The following is a 23,908-nucleotide window of genomic DNA, read 5'->3' on the forward strand; positions in this document are numbered from 1 at the left end:
TATAGAGATAATAGCTTCTTCAAAATCTTTTCTGAACGATTATAATTAGCTGCAAAATCATCTTTAAATTTATCCAATTCTTTTCAAAGTTAGTCACATCAACGTTTTGTGATTCAAATTTTTCTAATTGTGCTTTATATGCTATTGATTTTTGAGCCGAATTTCTTAAAATGCTTATTAAAGGTATAAAAAATTGTGGTCTTATAACATACATTTTTGGGAATCTGTATGAGACATCAACAATGCCTTTATTGTACAATTCACTATCTGATTCTAAGGTAGAAACTAAGACAGCATACTCACATTTTTTATTATTTCTATCTTTATTTAATTTTTCAAAAAAGTCTTCGTTTTTCTTTTTGTTTTTTGATTCATCTTGTTCGTTTTTCATTTCAAACATAATTGAAATATATTCAATATTTTGTTCAGAATAATCTCTAAAAATATAATCACCTTTTGTACCATCTAAACTAGTGTCGTTATCTTTTTCAAAATATGCATAAGGAAATGCAGTTGCTCTAAGTAAGTTAAATTCTATTTCACAATGTTTTTCTAGTGATTCACCTAGTAATTTAACAGATTGTTTTGACTTATAATCTTTTAAAAATGAAATTTGATCATCTTTTTCTTTAATTTGATTTTTAAAAATTTCTTCATTTTTTTTGATTTCTAATTCTTTATTTACTTGATTAGCTAACAATATATTATTCAATTCAATAATTTTTGTTTCTTTTTCGTTCAGTGCTAATTTCTTGGCATTTTCAAAATTACTTTCTTTATTTTTAAGTATTTCTATTTCTTTTTCTTGTTTAGAAATTTGCATTAAATACGTATGTTCTAATCGAGCTTTTTGTTCATTTAAAAGTGAATCAGTTTTATTTTTACTTAACTCTTCTATGCTATTTAATTTACTTGTTAATTCAAAAATTTTATTTTCTTTTTCTTGAAGTGAATTATTTTTTTGTAATTCAAAGTCTTTTTGATTTACTTTTATTGATTCATTTAATAAATTAATTTTATTAGTTAATTCTTTTTCTTTAAGAGCATAATGATTTTTTATCAATAATTCTTTTTCTGACAAAATAGAATTAATTTCATGTTTAAATTCATCATCTCTAATTTGTTTAACAATTTTATTGTATAGATTTTCATCAACTGTAAATGTTTGAGAACAATTAGGGCATTTTATTTGGCTCATAAGCCTCCTTTATTTCATTTAGTATGTCAACTAATCAATGCTAAATTTAGCGTTTGTAAATAGATTTTGCTATAAATAAATAAGTTACATAATTATGATACGTCTTAAATATTAAATTTTTACTTGATAAAATAATTTTTTGCACTTATTTATTATTATTTAACTATTAATATGATTAATTATTATAAATATATTAAATATTTAAAAAGTTAAATATCTTAAGAAAATAACTTTATATTTTGAATAATTTATTTTTTTGTTAATATAAGTATATGCTTAAGAAAAGAATTATTATGAACCGGATGATTATTAATATTACTATTAATACTTTTTCGACTATTAATAATACTCTTTCTTACTAGCATTTATAATTTTGCTAAATATTAGCATAACTATAGAGGAGCTTAAAGCAAGAGTAGATGATCTATAACAGGCATGTGATCATTGAAAGGGTATTTAAGCCGAAACCTAAACAATAGGCATGTTGTTAGGTTGGTAGTAATTCATAACAGTTTACTACTCTTGGATTTAAATCCTTGGAGCTATAGCTATAAAACTTTTTAACATAAGTTTTGTGGTTTGTAGCTACAAAACTTATTTTATATTTATGAGAGGTTTTTATGAAAAAAACAAAACTTTTATTATGACATAAAGTGGCAATAACATTAGCTTCACTTGGGGTAGTAAGTGGTGTAACAGTAGGAAGTATGTTTGCTTTCGCTGCTAATTCTGATGAAGTAAATGGTGAAAAATCACAAGCAAATAAAGAATTATTTGCCAACAACTTTGCTGCTATTTTTAATCAAGAAGGAAATTTAGAACCGGCTTTAGCCATAGTTGATCCACTAAAAAAGAACAAAGTTGCTAACGTTTTAGAAAATGGTAAAAAATTTAGCTGAGTAGGACAAAAAGAAACATATACAACTGATGAATTTTTCCAAGAATACTACAAAAAATATAACGAAGGTTTTATTTTACAAGTAAGATATGGATCATTTAACTTTTATAACGAATATGTTTTAGCAGTTAAACCAGATAAATTTATTGATTTTACAAAATGATTTATTACCGATGTACCTTGAGGTCCTGATCTTTTAACACTAAATTCATTTAGATTAGTACCCGGAGTTCAAACACGTGGTAATGCTATAACTTTAGGATCACACTCAACGCTACATAAAGAAGAAAGTGAAATAAAATTTTATCCGGATGCCTTTTTTGGAAGTATGCCCTTTTATTCAATTTCTGCTGGACCAGGAAATGCCACTGATTCTTTAACATATTCTACATTTGCTGAACAAGCTGATTTTAAAACAGCAATTGAATATCTAGAATCTTTACCAATGGTTAGTGCTTTAAATAACTCAGGAAAATCAGTAGTAAATAAATTAAAAGTTGCTCCATACAAAAACGTTTATATTCCACTTAGATTAGAAAATCAAAAAGTTTTAGTTTCTAAAAAAGACGTTGATAAAACAAGGGTAGTTTTACCATTTTTAAGCCAAGCAGATTATGCAGTTGAAGTAAGTAAAAACGCAAGTCTAGCACAATTAAAATTAAGTTATGCAGATTTTGAAAGTAAAACCATTAAAAACGTTTATACAAAATACAATAATGATAAAGAAGATGGAGATTTAATTTCACTTAATTTAAGATTTAGTGATACTGCTAATGATGAAATTAAACTTGAATACAAAAATACTTCAAATGCTTCTAAAGTTACAGCTACATATTTAGAAAAAATGTATGCAGCTAAACTAGTGCACTTTTATGATTGATATGATTTAAATAATTACTTAAACATAGAGTTTTTTGTTTATGAAGATAATAATGTTAAAAGATTCTTTAACACAGAACTTGAAGCGCAAAATGAAGTAAGAAAATTTGATAAAACTAAACTTAAAAAACTAAGTACAAAAGAATTTAGTGTTCAAAATAAAGTTTTAACTGTTACTATGTCAAATAATGACAAATATACCTATGATGCAGCCAATTTAGGATTTGAACAATATCGTGAATTAGCACGCTTACAACAAGTTTTAGGTTATAAAGGTTCAACAAAACCAATTGGAATTAATGCTTCTCCACAAGATAAAACTCTTGTTGATGAAAATGGTAAAGAATTAGATAATTTAGCTTCAAGAAAATACCAAATTTATACTGAAGTTTATGGTTCATTATTAGAAATTATTGCTAAAAAATATCCTCACTTACTAAAAAAAGCAACTGGACCGCATGTTGTTAAAACTGTTAATGAACAAGGATTTTTAGAATATAGTTTAGGCGATGGAGAATATGTTGATTTTAACATGTTTGATAGAATCGGATTACCTCTATTAATGGAATCAAGTATTGATGGATTTGATGGATTATCAACTGAATTCTTAAAATATGTTGCAGCTCATGAATATGGTCATCACTATACTCTTGAAAAAACTCAAGCAGCTGATCAAGAAAACAGCGTTGTTGTAGTTGGAGGACTTAATCCACGTGCTGGAGTTGGTGAAACCAGTTATTATAATGCTAATTCATTAAGAAATTATTTACTTGCTAGAACAAATTTAGACTTTGATAGAGTCGATGTTCAAGGAAATAAAAAAGATGATGGAGTTTTTGTAAACTTTAAATTTAAAAATAGCAAAACCGGTCTATTTGAATCAGAAACTTTTTCAGATATTTGAGGTTCAAAAACCACTAAAGGAAGTGTTAAAGAAGTTGTTTCAAACAAAAGACGTAGATTCTTACAAGATTATGAAGGAATGTTAGAAGCAGCTAAATTAAGAAATGCAACAATTGGTGATTTATATATAGCCAATTCATTGGACTATAGTTCAGGAACAATTAACCCTTCATTAGTTGGACAAGGAAAATTTGTTGTTAAAGATGAAAAAGGAAATAAAACATTTAAAACTTTAACTAATAAAGATATGTTAGATTCATTTAGAGATGGAATGGGTAATAAATTAACCTATACACCTACTGGAAGTAGTTTTAGAATTAACGTTTTTGAAGAAACTATTGACCCTACAACTAAATTAAAAACTATTACAAAAGTTTTAATTAAAAATGCTGATGGAACTGATGTTATAAAAGTACCATTAAATAAACAATTAAGTCCATCTGAAGCAGCTTATGTTGAAGCTAAAGCAACTCAAGTTAGAGCAAGTATATTAGCATTATTAGATACAAGATTTTCAAATAATGGTTGAAACACTTCATCTTCATATTTAGGTGGATCAGTTTCATTAAATTTAGGGTATTTAATTCCTGATAGAAATAATAATGGAGCAAAAGAGTTAAAAAGATATGAAGCTAGAGGTAATCAAGTTGAGTTGAATCCAGCTAACAATAATATTAAAGAGTCTATAACAGGAAATAAAAAAGTTGATTTTAGAAATTTATCTGTTGAAGTTAAAACAAGTGGTTCAAAGCTTACTGATGAATTATCTTCATTACTATTAGGAAGTTTTTTAAACATTAACGATCCTAAAATAACTGGTGATAAAGGGACACATATTGCTTTAGATCAAACAAATGTTCACTCACTTTTAACTTTTGTTTCTAAAGAAGGAAATAATTTTAAAGAATTAGAATCATATGTAACAGCAGATAAATTAGAAACAATAGTTGGGAAAAGGGTTTTATCTAATCCTGATAAAAGATTTAATGATTTATTAAAAAGATTTGGAGCTGGACTTCCACAAAGTAATGCTAGATACGCTAAAGATGTAGCTTATTCATTTTCACTGTTAGCTGGTCTAACCAGACCTACTGGATTATTCCCAACAATTAAATTAATTTCTTATGTTGATAAGGATAATAAATTAGTTGATTTATTCGCTGAAGGAAAAATTAATCCTTTAGTAACAGGGTTAGTTTTAAATCCATTTGATACACGATTTACTTCCTTGAATTCTGATTTATCAAAATCTCTTAATAAAAATAATGTCTCTATAAAGAAGGATGACAAAACTAATGAAACTAAAACAGGAATAAAATTTTCTTCTTTACAAGAACTTCTTAAATTTGTCTCATTAGACTATAGCAAAGCCAAATTAGAAAATAAAACAATTAATTGAGATATAGATTATGCAAAAACAAAATTTGATTTTACTGAAGCTAAAAAACTAGATGTATACAAAAACAAACAAGACCAAGAAATAGCAAATGATTTATTCAAAAAATTTGCATCTTCTGATTTATTTATGTTTGTAAAAAACTTTAAAGCAAGTGAATTAGAAAGTAATAAAGTAGCATTTTCAAGTGATTATGGAATCGACTTTTTAAATAAAGATTTTAAAGCAGAATTTAGTCTATTTCCATCAGAAGAAGGAAAAGATACATTCAATACTAAAGATTTAAAAACAGCATTAGATATATATGCTACAAAAAATGGTTTTAAAACATCTGAAAAAATGGATTTTGAAGATTTATTATATTTAATAGGTAATAGAATGAGATTTGGAAATTTAGGAGAAGTTCCTAACTATTCAGCATTGTTATTCCCACAATTTAGTGGTAGTGAAGCATCTAGTGATGTAATTAACTATAATACATCAAGAGTTGAAGCACAACTAGAAGATAAATTTACTGATTATATTTATAATATAGCTGAAACTTTAACAAGAGATTATGTTCAAATAAGCTATATACCAGAAGAAAAAGACTTTTATAACTTACCAAGTTTCTTAAAAGGTGTTAGTGAATCATCGTCTGGGTTAGATTATATAATCGATGCTAACCAGTTAAAATTCTGACAAGATAGAAAATTAGATTTAGCTGGTACAGTTCTATCGACTAGAGCATTCATTAAAGCTAAAAAATCTGCTGATTTTGAAGATGAAAATAATAAATTAATTCAAAAACATCAACCTGCTATTGATAAAATTCAAATTGAAATAGAAAAAGCTAAAAAAGATCTAACCGATAAAAAAATAACTCAAGAAGAATTCCAAAAAATTCAAACAGAATTAGGTGAAAAACACATTAAACTAATTGAAGCAAAATTTGACGAAATAACAGCAGCAAGAAAAAAAGCTCAAGGTGTTTTAATTGACAAAAAAACTTATGATGAAGATCAATCTAGATTTAGTTCTTATTTTGGACAATTTTTATCAAAAAGTAATGGATACTTTAAAGATAGATGACAAAAAGAAATGATTGGAATGGAACTTTACGAAGACAACGGTGCAGAAAAAAATGACACTTCAATCCGTCTAAAAGATTTTGAAGGTAAAGCAATTACTTCAAGACCAAAAGCCTTCTTTGTTTCTCAATTATTAAACTATGGAGTAGGTTCAAGAAGTGTAGCAGGATTATTTAGAAATAAAGAACAAGATGCACTTTCAATGTATGGATTTATTAAAAATGATTTAGCTGCAAAAGTTAAAAATATTCGTTTCTTAAACACAAAAACTGGAGAAGCAAAATACTTACCAGTTAATATAGATAAAACAAATAATATCTTTTATCTAACAAAACAAGGTGATGCAAAATCTAAAGTTTATTTAAAAGACTTAGGTTATTCATCATGAATAAGTGATTATGGATTAATGGCTAAATATAGAGACACATTATTAGATCCTAAATCATCATATTATGTAGACTTTACCGATGAACACAACATGGTTGTAGGTACATTTAGCTTAGGAGACTTAAAACAATTATCAGAAAATGGTAAAGAACCTTCACAAGCACCAATTATTTTACATAACGAAAAAGTATTTGACGAAGCAAGTCAAAAAATGGTAAAAACAGGAAAAGTAATTCTTGCAATTGATTACCAATTTAACATAACAGGATAAGGAGAAAAATGAAAAAAACAAAAATATTATTGCTCTCATCAATAATAGCAACAAGCGTACCAGTTTTTATTGCTTCTTGTTCTAAAAATTCTGAATTAGATAAACAAGAAGTTGTTAAAGTTCATAATTACGACTTTGGTTTAGCAACTGACCCAATTAATAATTTAAACTATGTAAAATATAAATCTGTTGATCGTATTTTGCCTTCATTAGTAGATGGATTTATTAAAACTGGGCCAAATGATGGATTAAAACAAGTTTTACCTCACTCAAAATATACTATGGTTATGATGGAACCAGGTATAGGACAAGAAGATGCAAAATTTGATACATATTTTAACAATAATAAAGCTAAATTTAATGCTGAAAATACAAATGGATACGGTGGAATTTCAGGATCATTTTATCAATTAGATAACTTTGGATTTACCGGTGGACTAGGTGCGCCTAGCCAGGACAATATTCAAGAAACTGCTATAGTTTATGCTTATAGAAATCCAAAAAACCCTAATAACTACATGGCATTTACTGGAATGTTAAATAAAGGTTTAAATAAATGAAGTAATGGTGATGTAGTTACCGGTCAAGACATGCAAGATTATTTACACTATATTCTTGATTTAAATACTGGATCACAAAAACTTGATACATTAATTAAATTTGGATTTAGATCAGTAAATAAATTTATTGATGCACAAAAAGAATATGTAAGAAAATATAATAAAAATTACAAAAACCCCTTTGGTAAAAGAGGATTCATCTTTAATAAAGAAGAAAATAGATATGTTCAAAACCATGATGAATTAATTTGACAATCACAAACTGGTGATGCAGATGGTAATGCAATTGATAAAGTTGAAGTAGAAGCAATTAAAAAAGCTGCTTTAGAATTAGGATTTTATACAGGTCAGTTGTTCCATGACTATTCAAATAAAGACATAGCTGAATGAAAGAAATTACCTGAAAATAAAAACTTTAAATTAGATGCAGCGGTTCAAGATTTTTGAATTCCAGTAGCAAATGCTGAACCTAGAAAAATAAGACTTATTAAAAACGAATATGCAAACCCATATCAAAAATTTAATGACGAATTAGTTGGTGAATATAAAGCGCTATCAAGTGATGAGTATTCATTTACAGTTATATTCGATGAAAATAATACACCTGGACTAGTTTTTTTACTAACACATGTTATGTTTGAAATTTTCCCAATCAATAGAAAATTTGTTGAAACAGAAGCTGGTGGAATTGCTAATTATGGTTCAAAAGCAAATCTATTTTTAACAACTGGACCTTATGATTTAGCTGAAGTTGAGCTAGGACCGCAAGGTTACATAATGCTTAAGAAAAACGATAATTACTATACTGCAGAAAATACATTAAGTAAATTAATAAAAATTTATTTCTCTACAGATAAGGTAATTAATGCTACTTTATTTGAAGATGGATACATTTCACAAGCATTTATTCCAGCAAACAAAATGAATAGTTACTGAACAAATGCTGAATATAAAAACTTCTTAAATAAAAATAGTGGATATGGAACAATCGCTTTTGGATTTAACTTAGATAATGAAACAAATGCCAATAGTTACATTCAAGATCAAGATTTAAGAAATGCTATTTATCACGCTGTAGATCGTGAAAGTATTTTAAAATCAGTAGGTTGAGACTTTTCGTTTCCAGTTAATACATGAACTGCTTTTGGACAATATAAAACTAGTGATGGAGTTTCACTTGAACTATTTCTAGATGGTAAAAAAGTAAAAGCTAAAGATGGTACTGAATTTGATTTACAAAACTATAGTCAATACGTACACTTAGCAAAAAGTTATAACTTTGAAAAAACTCATCGTACAGATTTAACTTTTGCTCCTAAAACTGCTCAATTTTACTTAGAAAGATTTAAGGCTAAACACCCTGATCTTAAAAAAGTAACAATTAAATATTTAAACAACTCAACAGATGAGCACAAAAAAGCTGGACAATATTTAGCCGATGCTTTAAATAAAGCGTTTGGTGGCTTTGTTGAACTTGATGTTAAATCACTTCCAGAAAATACTTATGCTTCCTTTATTGAAGAAGGTAAATATGATATTATTTACCAAAACTACGATAAATTAGGTGGAAATGGTGTTCATGATTATGTTGCTGCATTTTTTGAACCAGATGAAATTGATTCAATGATTCAAAAAAGCATAGGATTTAAATACAATCCATCAGGTTCATTTACTTTTGCTAATTATGTAAGTGATTTAGTAAGTGAAGCTACAAAAAATACAGCAAAAAATGTTATTGAACCTTTAATTAACGTCGATAAAAATATTCCAGATATTGATGCAGCACTAAAAGATTTAAGAGAACATTACACTGGATTTAATAAAGAAAATTTTGTTAAAAAATATTCTTCTTTATATGCTCAAGAATTTGCAAAAGTAAAAGCAAAATTTCCTAATTTAGCAAATAAAGAAAAAGAATTATTCACTGAAGAATTTTATACATACATTTTTGAAGCATTAATCGCTACAAAAGATAATATTTATCAAGGTCGTATTAAAAAACTTTACAACATTTATTTAATCAATGTTTTAGGTTTAGATAAAATAACTGAATTGACCAAAGATACTATGAAAAGGCTGAATATACCTGCAATTTTTTGAAAGAAATTTGTGCAATTAGCTTACAAACAATCAAAAGAAAACATTAGTGCTTATTCATCTAGAATAGATGCGCTATTTTCAGGGAACTTCTCTAAAGAAGAGCTTGCTGAAAACTGAAATGAAGCAAAAATTTTCGAATTTGTTGCTGAATTAGAAAAAATAGTTAGAGACGCTAGTCCAGTAATTCCATTAATGGAAGTAGATACTAACTGAGAAATTACAAAAATTGGTGGAGTTAATTCGCTTTATACATTTTCATTACAATATGCATATGATTTTACTAGACCACCAAGACCAGGATTACCAAGAAAGAGGGAGGGATAATGGCTAAAAAAGTTACTCATGAAGGCAAAGTATATACACTAAACGATAATGATGTTAATTTTACAGCTCAAAAAAGAGTTGATGAATTAACTTTTGCTCAAAGATTAGTTAGTATTGATTCGCCAGCTTTAAAATTAGTAATTAGACTAACAAAAATTATTTTAGAATTTTTTGTAGTCTCATTTATAGTTGTAAGTATTACCTTCTTTTTAATAAACGCAGTTCCTGGTTCTAACTCACTAACTTCAGGATTAGATGAAGCAGCTAGAAAAGCAGTTGAACAACAATACGGTCTTGACTTACCTTTAACTCAAAGGTATGTTAATTACTTATTAGGCTTGATACAAGGGGATTTTGGAATTTCACTTTCACTTTTTCCTGGATTAGAAATACAAGAATTTATATGAGCTAGATTCTATAAATCATTTTTAGTAGGGATCTTTTCAGTCTTTTTAACTGTTACAATTGGGATTCCACTAGGAATAATTGTTGGAAAAAATCCTGGAGGATTTATTGATAATGCTTCAACTGTATTAATTTCAATTTTCTCTTCTGTTCCTTCAATCATATTTGCCTTAATCTTAGTATTTTTAGGTAGATACATAGGTTTACCTTACATTTTTGATGATAAAAACTTTATTACTTATATTCTTCCTGGTTTAGCTTTAAGTCTAGGAAGCATAATTGTTTACGTTAAATATATAAGAACCGAATTAAACCGTGAATTAAACTCAGTTCATGCCAAATTCGCCTATTTGAAAGGTTTAAGCAAGAGTCGTTTTGTTTGAGTGCAAGCACTAAAACCATCGCTTTTCCCAATTGCAACCTTTTTCCCTGCTGTTATCTTTGGATCATTCTTAGGAAGCTTGTTTATAGAGCAAATCTTCTTTATTTCTGGTTCTGGAGCAACACTTTTACAAGCAATTCAAACAAAAGACTATAACGTTATTTTATTCTTAATTGTTTTATTTGCTTTATTAACAATACTTTCATACACTACTCGTGATTTATTATATGAAGCAATAGATCCTAGAGTAAGAAGAGGAGTAAAATAATGAATAAATTTAAAGCATATTTTGCTTCTTTACTGGCTAAGATGCGTTCAAATCAGGATTTAGGTCCAACTAATGAATTAACTAAAGCTGAAGCGCCTAATGCCTTTTTACAACCAATTAACTACCAAAAATGAAAAATGATTGGTAAAGCATTTGATTACAAAAACGAATTACATTTAGGTAAAGAATCTAAACCTTTTAAAGAATTCATTTATCGTTTTGCAAATAACTTTGGTGGAGTTGTTGGATTTTTAATAATATGTATTTTAATACTTCTAGCATTAATAATACCTTTAACTACTCAAGATCCTAATGTTCAAGATGTAGGAAATAGAAATTTACATTTTAATCAATATGATTCACACGGAATTAGACATATTTTAGGAACTGATGAGTTTGGACGTGATTATTGAGCCAGATTATGACATGGACTAAGATATTCTGTCAATTTAGCTATTGTAGTTACTGCTATAGAAGTAGCAATAGGTTTAGCTATTGGAATTATGATGGGACAATTTGATCGTTTTGATAAAATAATGACCTTTTTTATAAAAATTCTTTCAGTTGTGCCAACCATATTAATACTTATTTTAATGACCATTGTTGTCTCGCCTAGTTTTTGAGTTATAGTTTTATCTTTATCATTAACTAGTTGAACTGGAATGGCTAACCAAATAAGAGCCCAAGTTAAAAGAGCAAAACATTTTGAATGAGTTGCTGCAAGTAGGGTTTTAGGAACTCCTACTTGAAAAATTTTAAGAAACTATATCCCAGTAATTATGCCTATTTTAATTACACAATTAGTATTTACAATTCCTGGAGTTATTCTTTCAGAAACATCGCTAGCCTTTATAGGATTAGCTATTGATAATATTCCTACATTAGGAAACTTAATTAGTGCCGGACAAAAATTATTCCCAACTTATTTAAGATATGTTTTTGTACCATCTGCAATTTTAATTTTAATAACAACAAGTGTGCAATTAATTGGAGCAAGTGTCCAAGATGCACTAAGAAGACAAAGATAGGAGAAATATGAAACAACAAAATAATCAGTCAAGTAAAATTTCTTCATTCTTTAAAAATCTTTTAGTTGACTTAAAATACAAAATACCTTTTATTAATAAAAGCGACTTTTTTGATTGAACTGAATTTGAAAAAAATGTTCAATATGACACAATCAATGACGAAAAATTAAAAGTAGTAGCCGAAATAAAAGACTTAAATTTATCCTTTTCTAACCCAGCTAGACCTGGTGAATTAAACAAGGTTTTAAGAGGCCCTTCTCTTAAAATCTATGAAGGTAAAGTACATGCGATAATTGGCGAAAGTGGATCTGGTAAATCAGTTATAACTTCTCTTTTATATGGACTAACCGGAGATAATGCAATTATACAATCTGGTCAAGTGCTTTTATACAACAATAATGTTGAAACATATAATTTAAAACAATGAGAGCGTTCACATATTAGAGGTAAAGTAGTATCTGCTATTTTCCAAAACCCTATGTCAACACTTAATCCAACAATGAAAGTTGGAGCACAAATAATTGATGGAATGATTTTAAATGGTATTGTTAAAACTAAAAAAGATGCTTATAATCGTGCCGTTGAATTTCTAAGACTAACTAAAATTTCTGATCCAGAGGGAGTTATGAAACTTTATCCTCATGAAATGTCAGGAGGTATGATTCAAAGAGTTGTTATAGCTTCTATAGTTGCACTAGAACCTAAAATTCTTGTTATGGATGAACCTACAACAGCTTTAGATCCAACCGTTCAGGCCTTAGTTTTAGATGTTATTAAAAGTCTTCAAGAAAAACTTAAATTATCAATTGTTTTTATAACCCACGATTTAGGAGTTGTAGCTTCAATTGCTGATTATATTTCAATAATGTATGCTGGTCAAATAATAGAAGAAGGTTTAACTAGAGAAATTCTAGAATATCCTCAACACCCATATACTTGAGGTTTAATTTCAAGTATGCCTGACGTTAATAAAGGTCACAGACTTCAAACAATTCGTGGAAGTGTACCTTCAAGTTTAAATAACATCGTTGGTGATGCTTTTGCAGTCAGAAATGACTTTGCATTAGACATTGACTTTGTACAAGAACCTAATTTTTACAAAATAAGCCCTACCCATAGAGTAAAAAGTTCGCTTTTAGATGCTAAAGCACCTGAATATAACCCACCAAAACTAATTCTTAAAAAATGAAGTAAGTTTTTAACTAAACACCCTGTAGAATAGAGGAATAATGAAAATTTATACTGAGAAAAAACGTAGTTTATTTACTAATAAAAACTACATTAGATATCAACGTGAAGGACTAGAAGAAATGCTTGATAATAAAGACAAAAAACTTTTAGTTACGATGCGTAATGTAGACATAAGTTATGGGACAGGGACAAAATCATTTAAAGCCGTTAGAGATTTAAACTTAAATATCTATCAAGGTGAAGTTTTAGGATTAGTAGGAGAAAGTGGATCAGGTAAATCAACAACAGGTAAAGCTTTAGTTGGTTTAATTCCTTATAGTTTTGGACAAATAAAACTTATGGATCAAACATTACCTAAGAAACTTTCAAGAGGTTTAAAATTTGGTAAAAAATTAGAAGAATACAACAAAATCGTTAACTTTTTAGTTAACAAAGTGCAAATGATCTTTCAAGATCCAGCTAACTCATTAAACCCTCACAGAAACGTTAAAGATATTGTTTCTGAAGGATTAGAAAACACAAAAAACGCTCGTGAAATTTACATATATAACTATGACCAAGAAACATTAAAAGAATTAATGGTACTTATTAAAGAACATAATTCTCATGATAAACACTTGCATAGTTTTGATGAAATTAACCATGAAATAGCAATCGATGATAAAACAGCATTTAATGTTTTATATCAAACATTTTTTGAACACTTACAAAACGAAAATTATTCATACTTATCTGAATTTTTAAAAACAAAACTAGAGCAAAGACTAGAAATTGAAAAATACACTGAAAAAGATTGTAAAGAAAAACTTGTTGTTGAAATGCTTAAACAAGTTGGACTTGATGAGAGTGTTTTAAGAAGATATCCACTTGAATTTTCAGGAGGACAACAACAACGGATTGGAATTAGCAGAGCTGTAATCTTACGTCCTTTACTACTTGTAGCCGATGAACCTATTTCAGCACTTGACGTGTCAATTCAAGCGCAGGTTGTAAATATTTTTAACGAGCTTAAAGAAAAATACAACTTAACGATTTTATTTATTGCCCATGACTTAAGAATGGTTGAATATATTTCAGATAGAATTGCTGTTATGAATAAAGGTACATTATTAGAAGTTGGTTCAACTGAAGAAATAATGCAAAATCCTTTACATCCATACACTAAATCACTTTTAGAAGCAGTTCCATCGATTGAATCAAATAAAGGTAGTTTAATAGGATATGTTTATGATCCTAAAATGCATGATTATTCACAAGAACAACCACAATGAATAAAAGATAACGAAAATCATTTTGTATTAGCAACACATGCTGAATATAAAAATTGAAAAAATAATAAATATTAATTACTAAATAACCTAAGAAAGGAAACAATGAAAATTAAAAAAATAATTCTACCGATTATTTTAACTTCTTCATTTACTTTAAGTTCTATTTTAGCAGTTTCATGTAATCCTTCAAATGCAACTACACCAAATGAAACAAATACAAATAAAGATGCACAAAATAACAATAATACAGAAACAGTAAATAAAGCAAATGAAAAAGATAATGCTTCTTCAGGTTCTAATTCAACTACAAACAAGGCAGATGTAGAAGTAAATAAAACCTTAGAAGATGAAGCAAAAAAAGTAAAAGCAACATTAAAAAATATAAATAAAGAAGACTACAACAAACATGAAGTAAGTAAAATTACAAAAGCAGATGTTGAATTAAATGGTTTTGATACAAAATTAGTAAGACTAAAAAGTTACAAAATAACTCCTAAAGCTGAACAAGCAGCTTTAGAAGTAGAATTTAATTTAGAATTAATTTCTGATACTTCTAAAGTAAAAACTTCAACATTAATGTTAGAAGGATTCAAACAAGACTTAAACAAATATGCTAACTTAGTTAAATTAGTTTATACACCTAAAACTGATAAAGATGTAGCCTCAGCTGTTTTACCATCTGTTGTAAATACTAACTTAATAACTTATACTCTAGATGAAAACGCCCCAGTAAAATTGGATGGGAAAGTTAGATTTGTAAACTTTAATAATGGAGACGGTGAAGTTTTAGCTGAATATGATTTAGTTCTAAAAAAAGATGAATCTATAAAAACTACAGTTCAACAATGAATTGAAGGTTTTAAAGTTTCAAACCTTTTAACTCCAACTAAAAATCAAACATTCTTAGCTAAGGAGGATGATAAAGAATTATTACGTGGTTTTAAAACAAATATTTTAAATCCGCTAACAGGAAAGAGAGTTGCAACAGCTAAAGATGTAATATTTGATCCATCAAAATTCGTTCCTGAAAAAGTAAGAAAAAATCCTAACTACAACGAATACATTAAATTAAGAGAAAAAATGATAACAGAATTTTTTGAACCAAATAAACAATTAAGTACACAAGAAGGTGAAGGAAAAACAGTTTATGCTCTTAAAAACAAATATATTTTAAACAATACTGGTGTAAACTTTATTGCTTGATTGTTTGCCAATGTAGATAGATGTTTAAAATATAATTTATTAAGCGCAGACAATTTAACAAGATTAAGTACAAGAAAAAGTAGTTTTCTAGACGATCCTAAAAACTTTTTAAAGAGCTTTAAAGATATCGTAGAAACATACGGAAAATAGTTAATAAAAGACATATATTGCTATACACAAGGCAAATATGTTTTTTATTTTATTTATTAGTAGAATTTAATATAATAATAAAAACAAATAAATGGAGAATAAAATGGATAAAAAATTATTTAAACAAAGACTTATTCAATACTTAGAAATTGAAGCTATGAGTCGTTATGAAGAACCTGTTGTAGAAGCTTTAAAAGCTAATACAAGTTCAAAAAATTTTATATACACTCGTGATGGATTAGGTTCATTAATTATTAATAAACCTTCTAAAAATCCTAATGCACCAAAATTAATGATAGCTGCGCACATGGATGAAGTTGGATATTTAGTTCGTAGAATTGAAGAAAATGGTCAAGTTTTATTAAGTCCAGTAGGAGGGATTTGAGCTAGTGTAGCAATAGGAACTAAAGCTAAATTAGTTACAAATAGAAATAATAAAACCTTTCTTGGAGTTTTTGGACACACATCAATTCATATTATGAAATCTGAAGAAATTAACGTAGCAATGACTAATGACAAATTATATGCAGATTTTGGTTTTGTAAGCAAAAAAGAAGCTATTGACAAAGGTGTTGAAGTTGGTGATAGAGTTTATATGAGTGGTGAAACTATTAATTTTGACAATGAAGACTTAGTTGGTGGAAAAGCCATGGATAATAGAGCAGGTGTTACTGTTTTAGACTATATAGCTAATAAAATAAAAGATTTAGATTTAGATGTTAATTTATTTTTAGTTGGTACAGTTCAAGAAGAAGTTGGTTGTAGAGGAGCTAAAAGTTCAGTTTCATTAATTAATCCTGATGTAGCAATTGCTCTTGATACAACTTCATCGCATGATACACCAAATACAATTCCAGGAACAACAAGATTATTTGGTGGAGCAGCACTAAGAGTAAAAGATGGTGGCACATTAATGGACCCTAAATGAGTTGAATATATTTATGACACTGCTAAAAAAAATAATATTAAAGCTTATAAATTTGTTGCTGCAGGTGGCGGAACAGATGCGCATGAACTTCAATTTGCACAAGGTGGTGCAGCAGTTATTACACTATCATTGCCGCAACGTTATTTACATTCTCCAATAGGTGTTTGTGCAATAAGTGATTTAATTGCAACTGGTGATTTAATAATTGAAATAATTAAAGATTTTAATAAAGAAAAATACAATCAAATTAAGTATAAATAATAATAAATAAGCATTTGCTTATTTTTTATTTGTCTTGTTTATAGTTAAATAAGGAAAAAGTATTAGTCTTTAACTATAAATAAGTAAAGATATTAAATTTCATCATAAGTAAATAAAAATTTTTATGTTAAAATTATAACTAATAAACTATAAGGAGGATTTATGGTTGAATTAAGTGCCGGAGCATTTGCTGGAGTTATTATTGGAACTATTATTGGTGTTGCCTTATTAGTTGCTGTTATTACATTCTTTGTTGTTAGAAAAATGTTTGAAAAACAAATTAAAGAAAATCCACCTATTACTGAAAAAATGATTAGAGTTATGTTTAATCAAATGGGACGTAAAGCTTCAGAAACACAAATTAAACAAATTATGCGTTCAATGCAAAACGCAAAAGATAAATAATTAAAAACCGCCTTGTGCGGTTTTAATTATAAATTTTAATTTTTAACCTATTACTAAATCGTCTTCAATATAATCATATCTGTTAAAGTAATTTTTCTTTTTACCTCAAACTAGAAGTGTTGAGCTAACTCCAAATTGTCCGATAAACATCAATAATAAAATTGCAATTTGACTAGTTGTATTTAATTCTTTAGTTAAACCAGTTGATAAACCAGTAGTTCCAAAGGCACTTGATACTTCAAACATTAAATGTTCAATTCCATAATTACGCATGCCTAGATATTCATCTAAAGAATATGAAGAATTTATTATTCCGCCATGAATATCAAGCGATGAAATTGTAATTAATAAAATAATTATTAAAAGCGTAACTGAAATTAACGTAACTTGAAAGGACATTTTAACTGTTTCTAAATTAATAGTTCTTTTAAATGCAACAACTTTAGGTTTTCCAACAATTCGATTAATAATACTCATAAATATTATCGCAAATGTTGTTGTTCTTATACCTCCACCAGTCGAACTTGGCGCAGCACCTATAAACATAGCAATTAAATATATTGCAATTGAAGCTGGAGTTAAGTTTCACATATCAATTGTGCTAAATCCTGCTGAACGAGTTGAAAAACTTGAAAACATAATAGCAAACGTTTTGTCAAAATTACTTCCATACATATCACCATTAGCCATGTAGTCCTTTAAAAGAGGATTTGTTTTTTCAAGTGTGTTAAGTGTTCCATCTTTAGGAATATAAATAACATTTCATAATGATTCATGTCCAGAAGCTGTTATTTCAAAAGTAAAGGAAATTAAAAAGACAAATATTAAAACAAAAATGTAACAAACACTAGACATTTTTGTAAAAAGAGAAAAGTGATATTTAGTTTTTTTACGAGTTATTTTATGAACTATATAATTATGAACATCATACAAGACTGGAAATCCTAAACCACCTATAACCAAGAGGATTATAAAAATTATTTGTAATCCATAATTCAAATAATATGGCATAAGTGAATTAGAACCTACAATGTCAAAACCTGCATTATTAATGGCTGAAATAACATGGAAAAATCCAAATCTAAATGACATTGATCAGTTTTTATAAGGACTTATAAAATTACCATCTAAAAATGCTTCCATACCTTTGGTTGTACTAGGCTCAACATAATAAAAATAAAACGTTAATATAAAACCAAACAGAATAATACAAGCCAATAAAAATTTAACTGATGTTATTACTAATTGGGCAGTTTGGTTAATTTTAATACCACCTCTTTCGGTATTAACTAGGTTAATTTCACTCAATGAAGTGCTACGTTTACGTAGTACTCAGTTGATAATAAAAATCTTAATTGTAAAGATACCAATTCCACCCAATAAGATTAAAACTGCTATTATTGCTTGTCCAAACATATTTCACTGTTTAAATGTATCAACAACAACTAATCCAGTGTCACTAAAAGCAGACGAGGTTGTAAATAATGCTCCTACATATGAAATTCTTTCAATTGTCTCTACTTTTCCGTTGAATTCAAAACTAGTATTTTGTGTTCAAGGAGTTCATAATAAAATCGATGAAAAGCTAACTACTAAAAAGTAGATTAATAATATGTATTTAATTTTAGAAACATTTTGTCTTCAATTTTTTAATTTAAAATAAAGCTTATATATAAACGATTTTCGAAATTTTCTTTTCATCTTTTCCTTACTTGTATAATTATAAAGCATTTAAAATACTTGCTTGTTAGTAAATTTTATATAAATTAATAAATTTGATAGCAAAAAAATAATATTTTAATAATTAATATTTTTTTAACTATTTTATAGGTTAATAATTTTGTTAAGTAAAGCTCATTAATTTTAATTAATATGATAGAATAATAAAGAATTTAAAATAATTCAATATACAAATATATTCGCGGATTCACTTGGGTGTGCTTTGAGAAGAAGTGCTAGGTGTTAGAAGTGAATATTAAACTAACAAACTAAAGGAAAATATTATGACACAAAATAACGAAAAAGAAACAGTTAAAAAAGAAACTGTTGCTAAAGAACCTAAAGCAGTTATTGTTTCTAAAGACAAACTTTTAGAAGCAGGAGCATACTTTGGTCACAAAACACACCAATGAAACCCTAAAATGAGAGACTACTTAGTTCCAAATAAAACTAACCGTGGAGCTCACATTATTGACATTACTAAAACACAAAAATACTTAGAATTTGCTTATTCATTAATAAACAAATTTGCTGCTAAAAAAGCAAGCTTTATTTTTGTAGGTACAAAAAAACAAGCACATGCAGCAATTAAAGAAGCAGCTGAAAGAACACAATCATACTACGTAACAGAAAGATGATTAGGTGGAACATTAACAAATAACCAAACAATTATGTCACGTGTTAAAACAATGGAACAATTAGAAGCAAAAGCTGCTAGTGGTTTTAAAGGATACACCAAAAAAGAAGCTATCTTATTCCAAAAAGAATTAGATAAATTACACAAAAACTTAGATGGTATTAGAAACATGAGACACATTCCTCAAGTTATGATCGTTGCTGATCCTAACGAAGATGAAATTGCTGTTAAAGAAGCTAAAAGAAAAGGAATTAAAGTTATTGGTATTTTAGACTCTAATTCAAATCCAGATGCATTAGACTTTGGAATTCCAGCTAATGATGATTCAGCTAAATCAATAGCATTAGTTATGACTATTTTAGCTGATGCTATTGTTAAAGCACGTGGTGGAAAAGAATTATTTGCTTACCAACCAGATGAAAACATTGTTTTACCTGAATACCAAGCACCAGCAAATGCTAAACCAAGAAGAACATTTAATTCATACAAACCATTTAACAGAAATTCAAACGGATATCAACCAAGAAAAGCTCCAGCAGGAGAAAACAGAGAAGAAGTTAAAGAAACAACTAAAGAAGTTAAGGATAAATAATTATGGCAGACATGAACATTCTTAAAGAATTAAGAGCAAAAACAAACGCAGGTTTTGTAGACTGTAAAAAAGCTTTAGAAGCTACAAACTGAGAACTTAAAGCAGCTGAAGACTGATTAAGAGAAAATGGTATTTCTAAAGCAGCTAAAAAAGCTGACAGAATTGCTGCTGAGGGATTAGTAACAATCGCTTCAAATTCAAAAGTTTCAGTTTTAGTAGAATTAAACTCAGAAACAGACTTTGTTGCTAAAAATGATAAATTTATTAAATTATTAAATGAAATTGCTAATGCTTTATTAAACTCAAAAGCTCAAAATCAAGAAGAAGCTTTAGAAGTTAAATTAGCTAGTGGTGAAACAGTTTCACAAGCTTGTGCATCAGCTACAGCTACAATAGGTGAAAAAGTTTCATTCCGTCGTTTTGAAAAAATCGTTGCAGGTGAAGGTGAAGTTTTAGGTAACTACGTTCATGCTAATGGATTAATTGCTGTTGTTACAAAAGTAAAAGGTGCTAAAGAAGATGTTGCAAGAAACGTTGCAATGCACGTTGCTGCTATGAATCCAGAATTCATTTTCGTAACAGATATGCCAGAAAAAAGAGTTTCAGAAATAAAAGCTAAATTTGAAGAACCTAATAACTTTGCTTCAAAACCAGAAAAAATTAAAGAAGCTATTGTTAAAGGTTGATACGAAAAACAACTTTCTGAAATTGTTTTAACTAAACAATCATTCATTATTGAAGATTCAAAATCAGTTGAAAAATACTTAGAAGAACACAAATCAGTTTTATTATCTACAAAAAGATTTGAAGTAGGTGAAGGAATTGAAAAAGTTCAATCAAACTTTGCTGAAGAAGTAATGTCATTTGTTAACAAATAATAATTAAAAGTGGAGTATATTTCCACTTTTTTCTATGCTATAGGCAAAAAAGAAAACTCAAATTATATTGAGTTTTATTTTTTTACTTGAATTAATATTTAAATTTAAGTATCTTTAAATTATATTAAGCAAAAATTCCAAATATAGTTTCAAACATTTTCTTAATATTTGAAATTGTTTTATAAGATTTAGAAACATAATCTCTTATATCGATGTTTCTAAAATTAATATATCCAGTTGAAACATTATATTGATAAATGTTGTTTGTATTCATTGCTTCTTTTTCAACTTCTTGAAGATACTCTCTAAATTCCTTAATAGCGTTTTTGAAACTTTGTATTATCCTGCTTTGTTTTTCGTATTCTTTTAATAAATTTTCGTATGAAATTTCATTAGATTTTTTGTTTTCTAAATACTTTTTCTTTTCAAGTTCGAAATTTAGTTTTTCTGTATGATATTTTTTTACTTCAGCATAAAATTTTGTTTGCTTAGTTATAAATTCATCTATAGCATCACTACTACTTGTAGCTTTAAAAATAACTTTTATTTCTTTATTTATTCTTTCTAATTTGATTTTAATATCTTCATTAAGAGAATTTTTAAATTCGTTATTTAACTTAACAAATTCATTTCTTCCTACATTATTCATTTGTTCAAAAATTAAACCGTTATAGTCAACAATGTCTCTAAATGTTTTATATTCACTTTCAATTTTAACTAGTTCAATTTCTTTTTGTGCATATAGATTTAAAAACTCTTTATATATACTATTTGCGTTATTTACTTTATCAGTAACTAATTTTTTTTCAATATTTAAGTTTTTTATAAACTCAGTTAATTGTTCATTTTCTTGCTCTAAATCTTGAATAAGATCTAATGATTCTTGTCTGTTATCTTCATAATAAGAACTTCAATAATTTTGAATATCTTCTTCATTTTTATTATATTCAGCATTACTTTTATTAAGTTTTGATTCAATATTTGTGTGTAATGATGAATTGTTGTAAGCATCTCTTTCTTTTTTTCCTTCCGTGCTAATCATTGTAGTCATATCTGTTTTAACCTTAATTCAATTTTTATACAAATCAGTAATTTTGTTACTGTTATAGTTAATTTTACCTAATAAGTTATTTACATTTAAAACTATTTCATAGTGCAATTGGTCAATTTCTATAATTTTGTTTTCTATATCTATTAGTGTAGTATTTTCTAAATTTTTAGAATTAATTACTAGTTTTTCTAAACTAATTAACTTAGTTTTTATTTTTTGACTTTCTGCTTCTTCAATTATTTTAAGGCCTGTACCTAATTTAAGTTTATTTAGCACAATTTCTTTTTCAATAAAAAACTTATTTGATAAATATTTTGTAAATTTTTTTAAATGTTCTTTTAATTCATTTTCATTTTTAAATTCTTTAGAAATCATAATCAACATTTCTCTATTGTTGTCTAATTCTTGAAACAATTTTAAATTATTGTTTATTTCCAGATTTTTTTTGAGTAATAAAATATCCTTATCTATTGCTTTTTGTTCTATATCATAGTGTAATAAGTTTTCTGAATGAATCATTTTTTCTAAATTTACTTTGTTAGTTTTAACTAACATTTCAACTAAAATAATATTTGTTTTTAAGTGATTTAAAACATTATTTAAATGCTCTTTTAAATTAGTAGCTAAGACCTTTTCTTCATAATTAACTAAAAGCTCGGTGTAAAGATTCAAATTTTTTTGCAATTCTTTTAAATCTTGATTTCAGTAATCAATAACTAGTTTAAAACTAGTATGAATTTTTCCTAATTTTTCTAGTTTATCAATTACCAATCCTACTTGTGTATAGGATTTTTTGTAAATTACAATTTTATTTTTTATAAATAAATCGTATTCTTGCTCAGCCAATGTTGGATTATAATTTTTTAAAAGTCTTTCAATTAATTCAACATCATTGTTAAATTCAATCCTTAAATCACTTAAATTTTTTAACAATGTTATATCAAAATTCTTTATATCAAGATTAGACCTTTTTAATTCATCCTCTTTTAGAATAAGTTTATTTAGTTCTTTTTGTACTATATCTAAGTCAGTTTTGGAATTTTGACTAATGCTTAAATTATTAGTAATATGGTTTTTCAAAAGTAAATTTGTTTTCTTAAGTTGTTTTTTAATATTATGCGAAGTAATGCTTCTTGACAAACTTGCATTGTAGTTATTAATACTTGTATTAATGTCAGGATCAGAAATTTCATTTTTTCAATTTTTGCCTAAAAAATTATTTCAAATATTACCTTCGTCATTGTTTTGTTTGTTATTTGCTTCTGGATTAGACATAGAATTTTTTTCATTTTCTAAATATTCAGAAGTTTCATTTTCGTTTTCTGAATTTATCGTTTCGTTTGTTTTGTTAACATTTTCATTATTATTAATAGAATTTAATGAAACAGTTTTTTTATTGTTCTTGCTTCTATTAATACTAATAGCACTAATAGTTGTAACTATAGCCACAGCACTAGCGATGCTTAGACCTATAATTAAATATTTTTTGTTAATCTTCATTTTTCCTCCGTATTAATATTTATATGTAAAATGAGATGAACAAAAAAAGGAAA

At 27.1% G+C, this 23,908-nt stretch carries 14 protein-coding genes and 1 riboswitch; of the genes, 11 read left to right on the forward strand and 3 right to left on the reverse strand.

From position 1 onward, the window contains the following. A partial coding sequence (locus MALL_RS02070; protein ID WP_005683587.1) for a DUF2130 domain-containing protein occupies nt 1–1,198 on the reverse strand: 1,198 nt, incomplete at its 3' end. A 387-nt stretch (nt 1,199–1,585) separates the two neighbouring features. Continuing rightward, nucleotides 1,586–1,751, forward strand: a riboswitch (Lysine riboswitch). 67 nt (nt 1,752–1,818) lie between these two features. Between MALL_RS02070 and MALL_RS02075 the strand changes: the two genes are divergently transcribed. The 9 genes from MALL_RS02075 (at nt 1,819) to MALL_RS02115 (ending at nt 17,478) form a co-directional block, all read left to right on the forward strand. After that, nucleotides 1,819–7,002, forward strand: coding sequence for a PDxFFG protein (locus tag MALL_RS02075; RefSeq protein WP_005683569.1), 5,184 nt, complete (start codon nt 1,819–1,821; stop codon nt 7,000–7,002). Between the two features lie 8 nt (nt 7,003–7,010). Continuing rightward, the gene (locus MALL_RS02080) at nt 7,011–9,986 is read left to right on the forward strand and encodes an ABC transporter substrate-binding protein (RefSeq protein WP_005683566.1); all 2,976 of its coding nucleotides are present in this window, start codon (nt 7,011–7,013) and stop codon (nt 9,984–9,986) included. After that, entirely contained in the window at nt 9,986–11,041 is a 1,056-nt protein-coding gene (locus MALL_RS02085; protein ID WP_005683567.1) for an ABC transporter permease, read from the forward strand. The genes MALL_RS02080 and MALL_RS02085 overlap by 1 nt, the downstream gene beginning before the upstream one ends. Then, on the forward strand, nt 11,041–12,069 hold the full coding sequence (locus tag MALL_RS02090) for an ABC transporter permease (RefSeq protein WP_005683572.1): 1,029 nt from the start codon (nt 11,041–11,043) through the stop codon (nt 12,067–12,069). Before MALL_RS02085 ends, MALL_RS02090 begins: the two co-directional genes overlap by 1 nt. 7 nt (nt 12,070–12,076) lie before the next feature. Continuing rightward, entirely contained in the window at nt 12,077–13,291 is a 1,215-nt protein-coding gene (locus MALL_RS02095) for an ABC transporter ATP-binding protein (RefSeq protein WP_005683589.1), read from the forward strand. A gap of 7 nt (nt 13,292–13,298) precedes the next feature. Beyond that, nucleotides 13,299–14,606, forward strand: a complete 1,308-nt coding sequence (locus MALL_RS02100) for an ABC transporter ATP-binding protein (RefSeq protein WP_005683562.1) — start codon at nt 13,299–13,301, stop codon at nt 14,604–14,606. A 27-nt stretch (nt 14,607–14,633) separates the two neighbouring features. Continuing rightward, a complete protein-coding gene (locus MALL_RS02105) occupies nt 14,634–15,884 on the forward strand; it encodes a hypothetical protein (RefSeq protein WP_005683561.1) in 1,251 nt (416 codons plus the stop codon). 103 nt (nt 15,885–15,987) lie between these two features. After that, the gene (locus tag MALL_RS02110; RefSeq protein WP_005683568.1) at nt 15,988–17,073 is read left to right on the forward strand and encodes a zinc-binding metallopeptidase family protein; all 1,086 of its coding nucleotides are present in this window, start codon (nt 15,988–15,990) and stop codon (nt 17,071–17,073) included. 162 nt (nt 17,074–17,235) lie between these two features. Further along, complete coding sequence (locus MALL_RS02115) at nt 17,236–17,478, forward strand: YneF family protein (protein ID WP_005683581.1); 243 nt, start codon at nt 17,236–17,238, stop codon at nt 17,476–17,478. Nucleotides 17,479–17,520: 42 nt separating this feature from the next. On the opposite strand, the gene MALL_RS02120 is transcribed toward MALL_RS02115, so the two are convergent. Next, nucleotides 17,521–19,179 (reverse strand): potassium transporter TrkG, encoded by a 1,659-nt coding sequence (locus MALL_RS02120; protein ID WP_050767277.1) that lies wholly within the window; start codon nt 19,177–19,179, stop codon nt 17,521–17,523. 302 nt (nt 19,180–19,481) lie between these two features. Between MALL_RS02120 and rpsB the strand changes: the two genes are divergently transcribed. After that, on the forward strand, nt 19,482–20,426 hold the full coding sequence (gene rpsB / locus MALL_RS02125) for a 30S ribosomal protein S2 (protein ID WP_005683574.1): 945 nt from the start codon (nt 19,482–19,484) through the stop codon (nt 20,424–20,426). A 2-nt stretch (nt 20,427–20,428) separates the two neighbouring features. Then, entirely contained in the window at nt 20,429–21,304 is an 876-nt protein-coding gene (gene tsf, locus MALL_RS02130; RefSeq protein WP_005683560.1) for a translation elongation factor Ts, read from the forward strand. Nucleotides 21,305–21,428: 124 nt separating this feature from the next. Here the strand turns inward: tsf and MALL_RS02135 are convergent, their stop codons facing one another. Further along, on the reverse strand, nt 21,429–23,855 hold the full coding sequence (locus tag MALL_RS02135; RefSeq protein WP_005683565.1) for a ligand-binding sensor domain-containing protein: 2,427 nt from the start codon (nt 23,853–23,855) through the stop codon (nt 21,429–21,431). Nucleotides 23,856–23,908: the final 53 nt, after the last annotated feature.

The organism is Mycoplasmopsis alligatoris A21JP2, assembly GCF_000178375.1.
Lineage (GTDB): Bacteria > Bacillota_I > Bacilli_A > Mycoplasmatales > Metamycoplasmataceae > Mycoplasmopsis > Mycoplasmopsis alligatoris.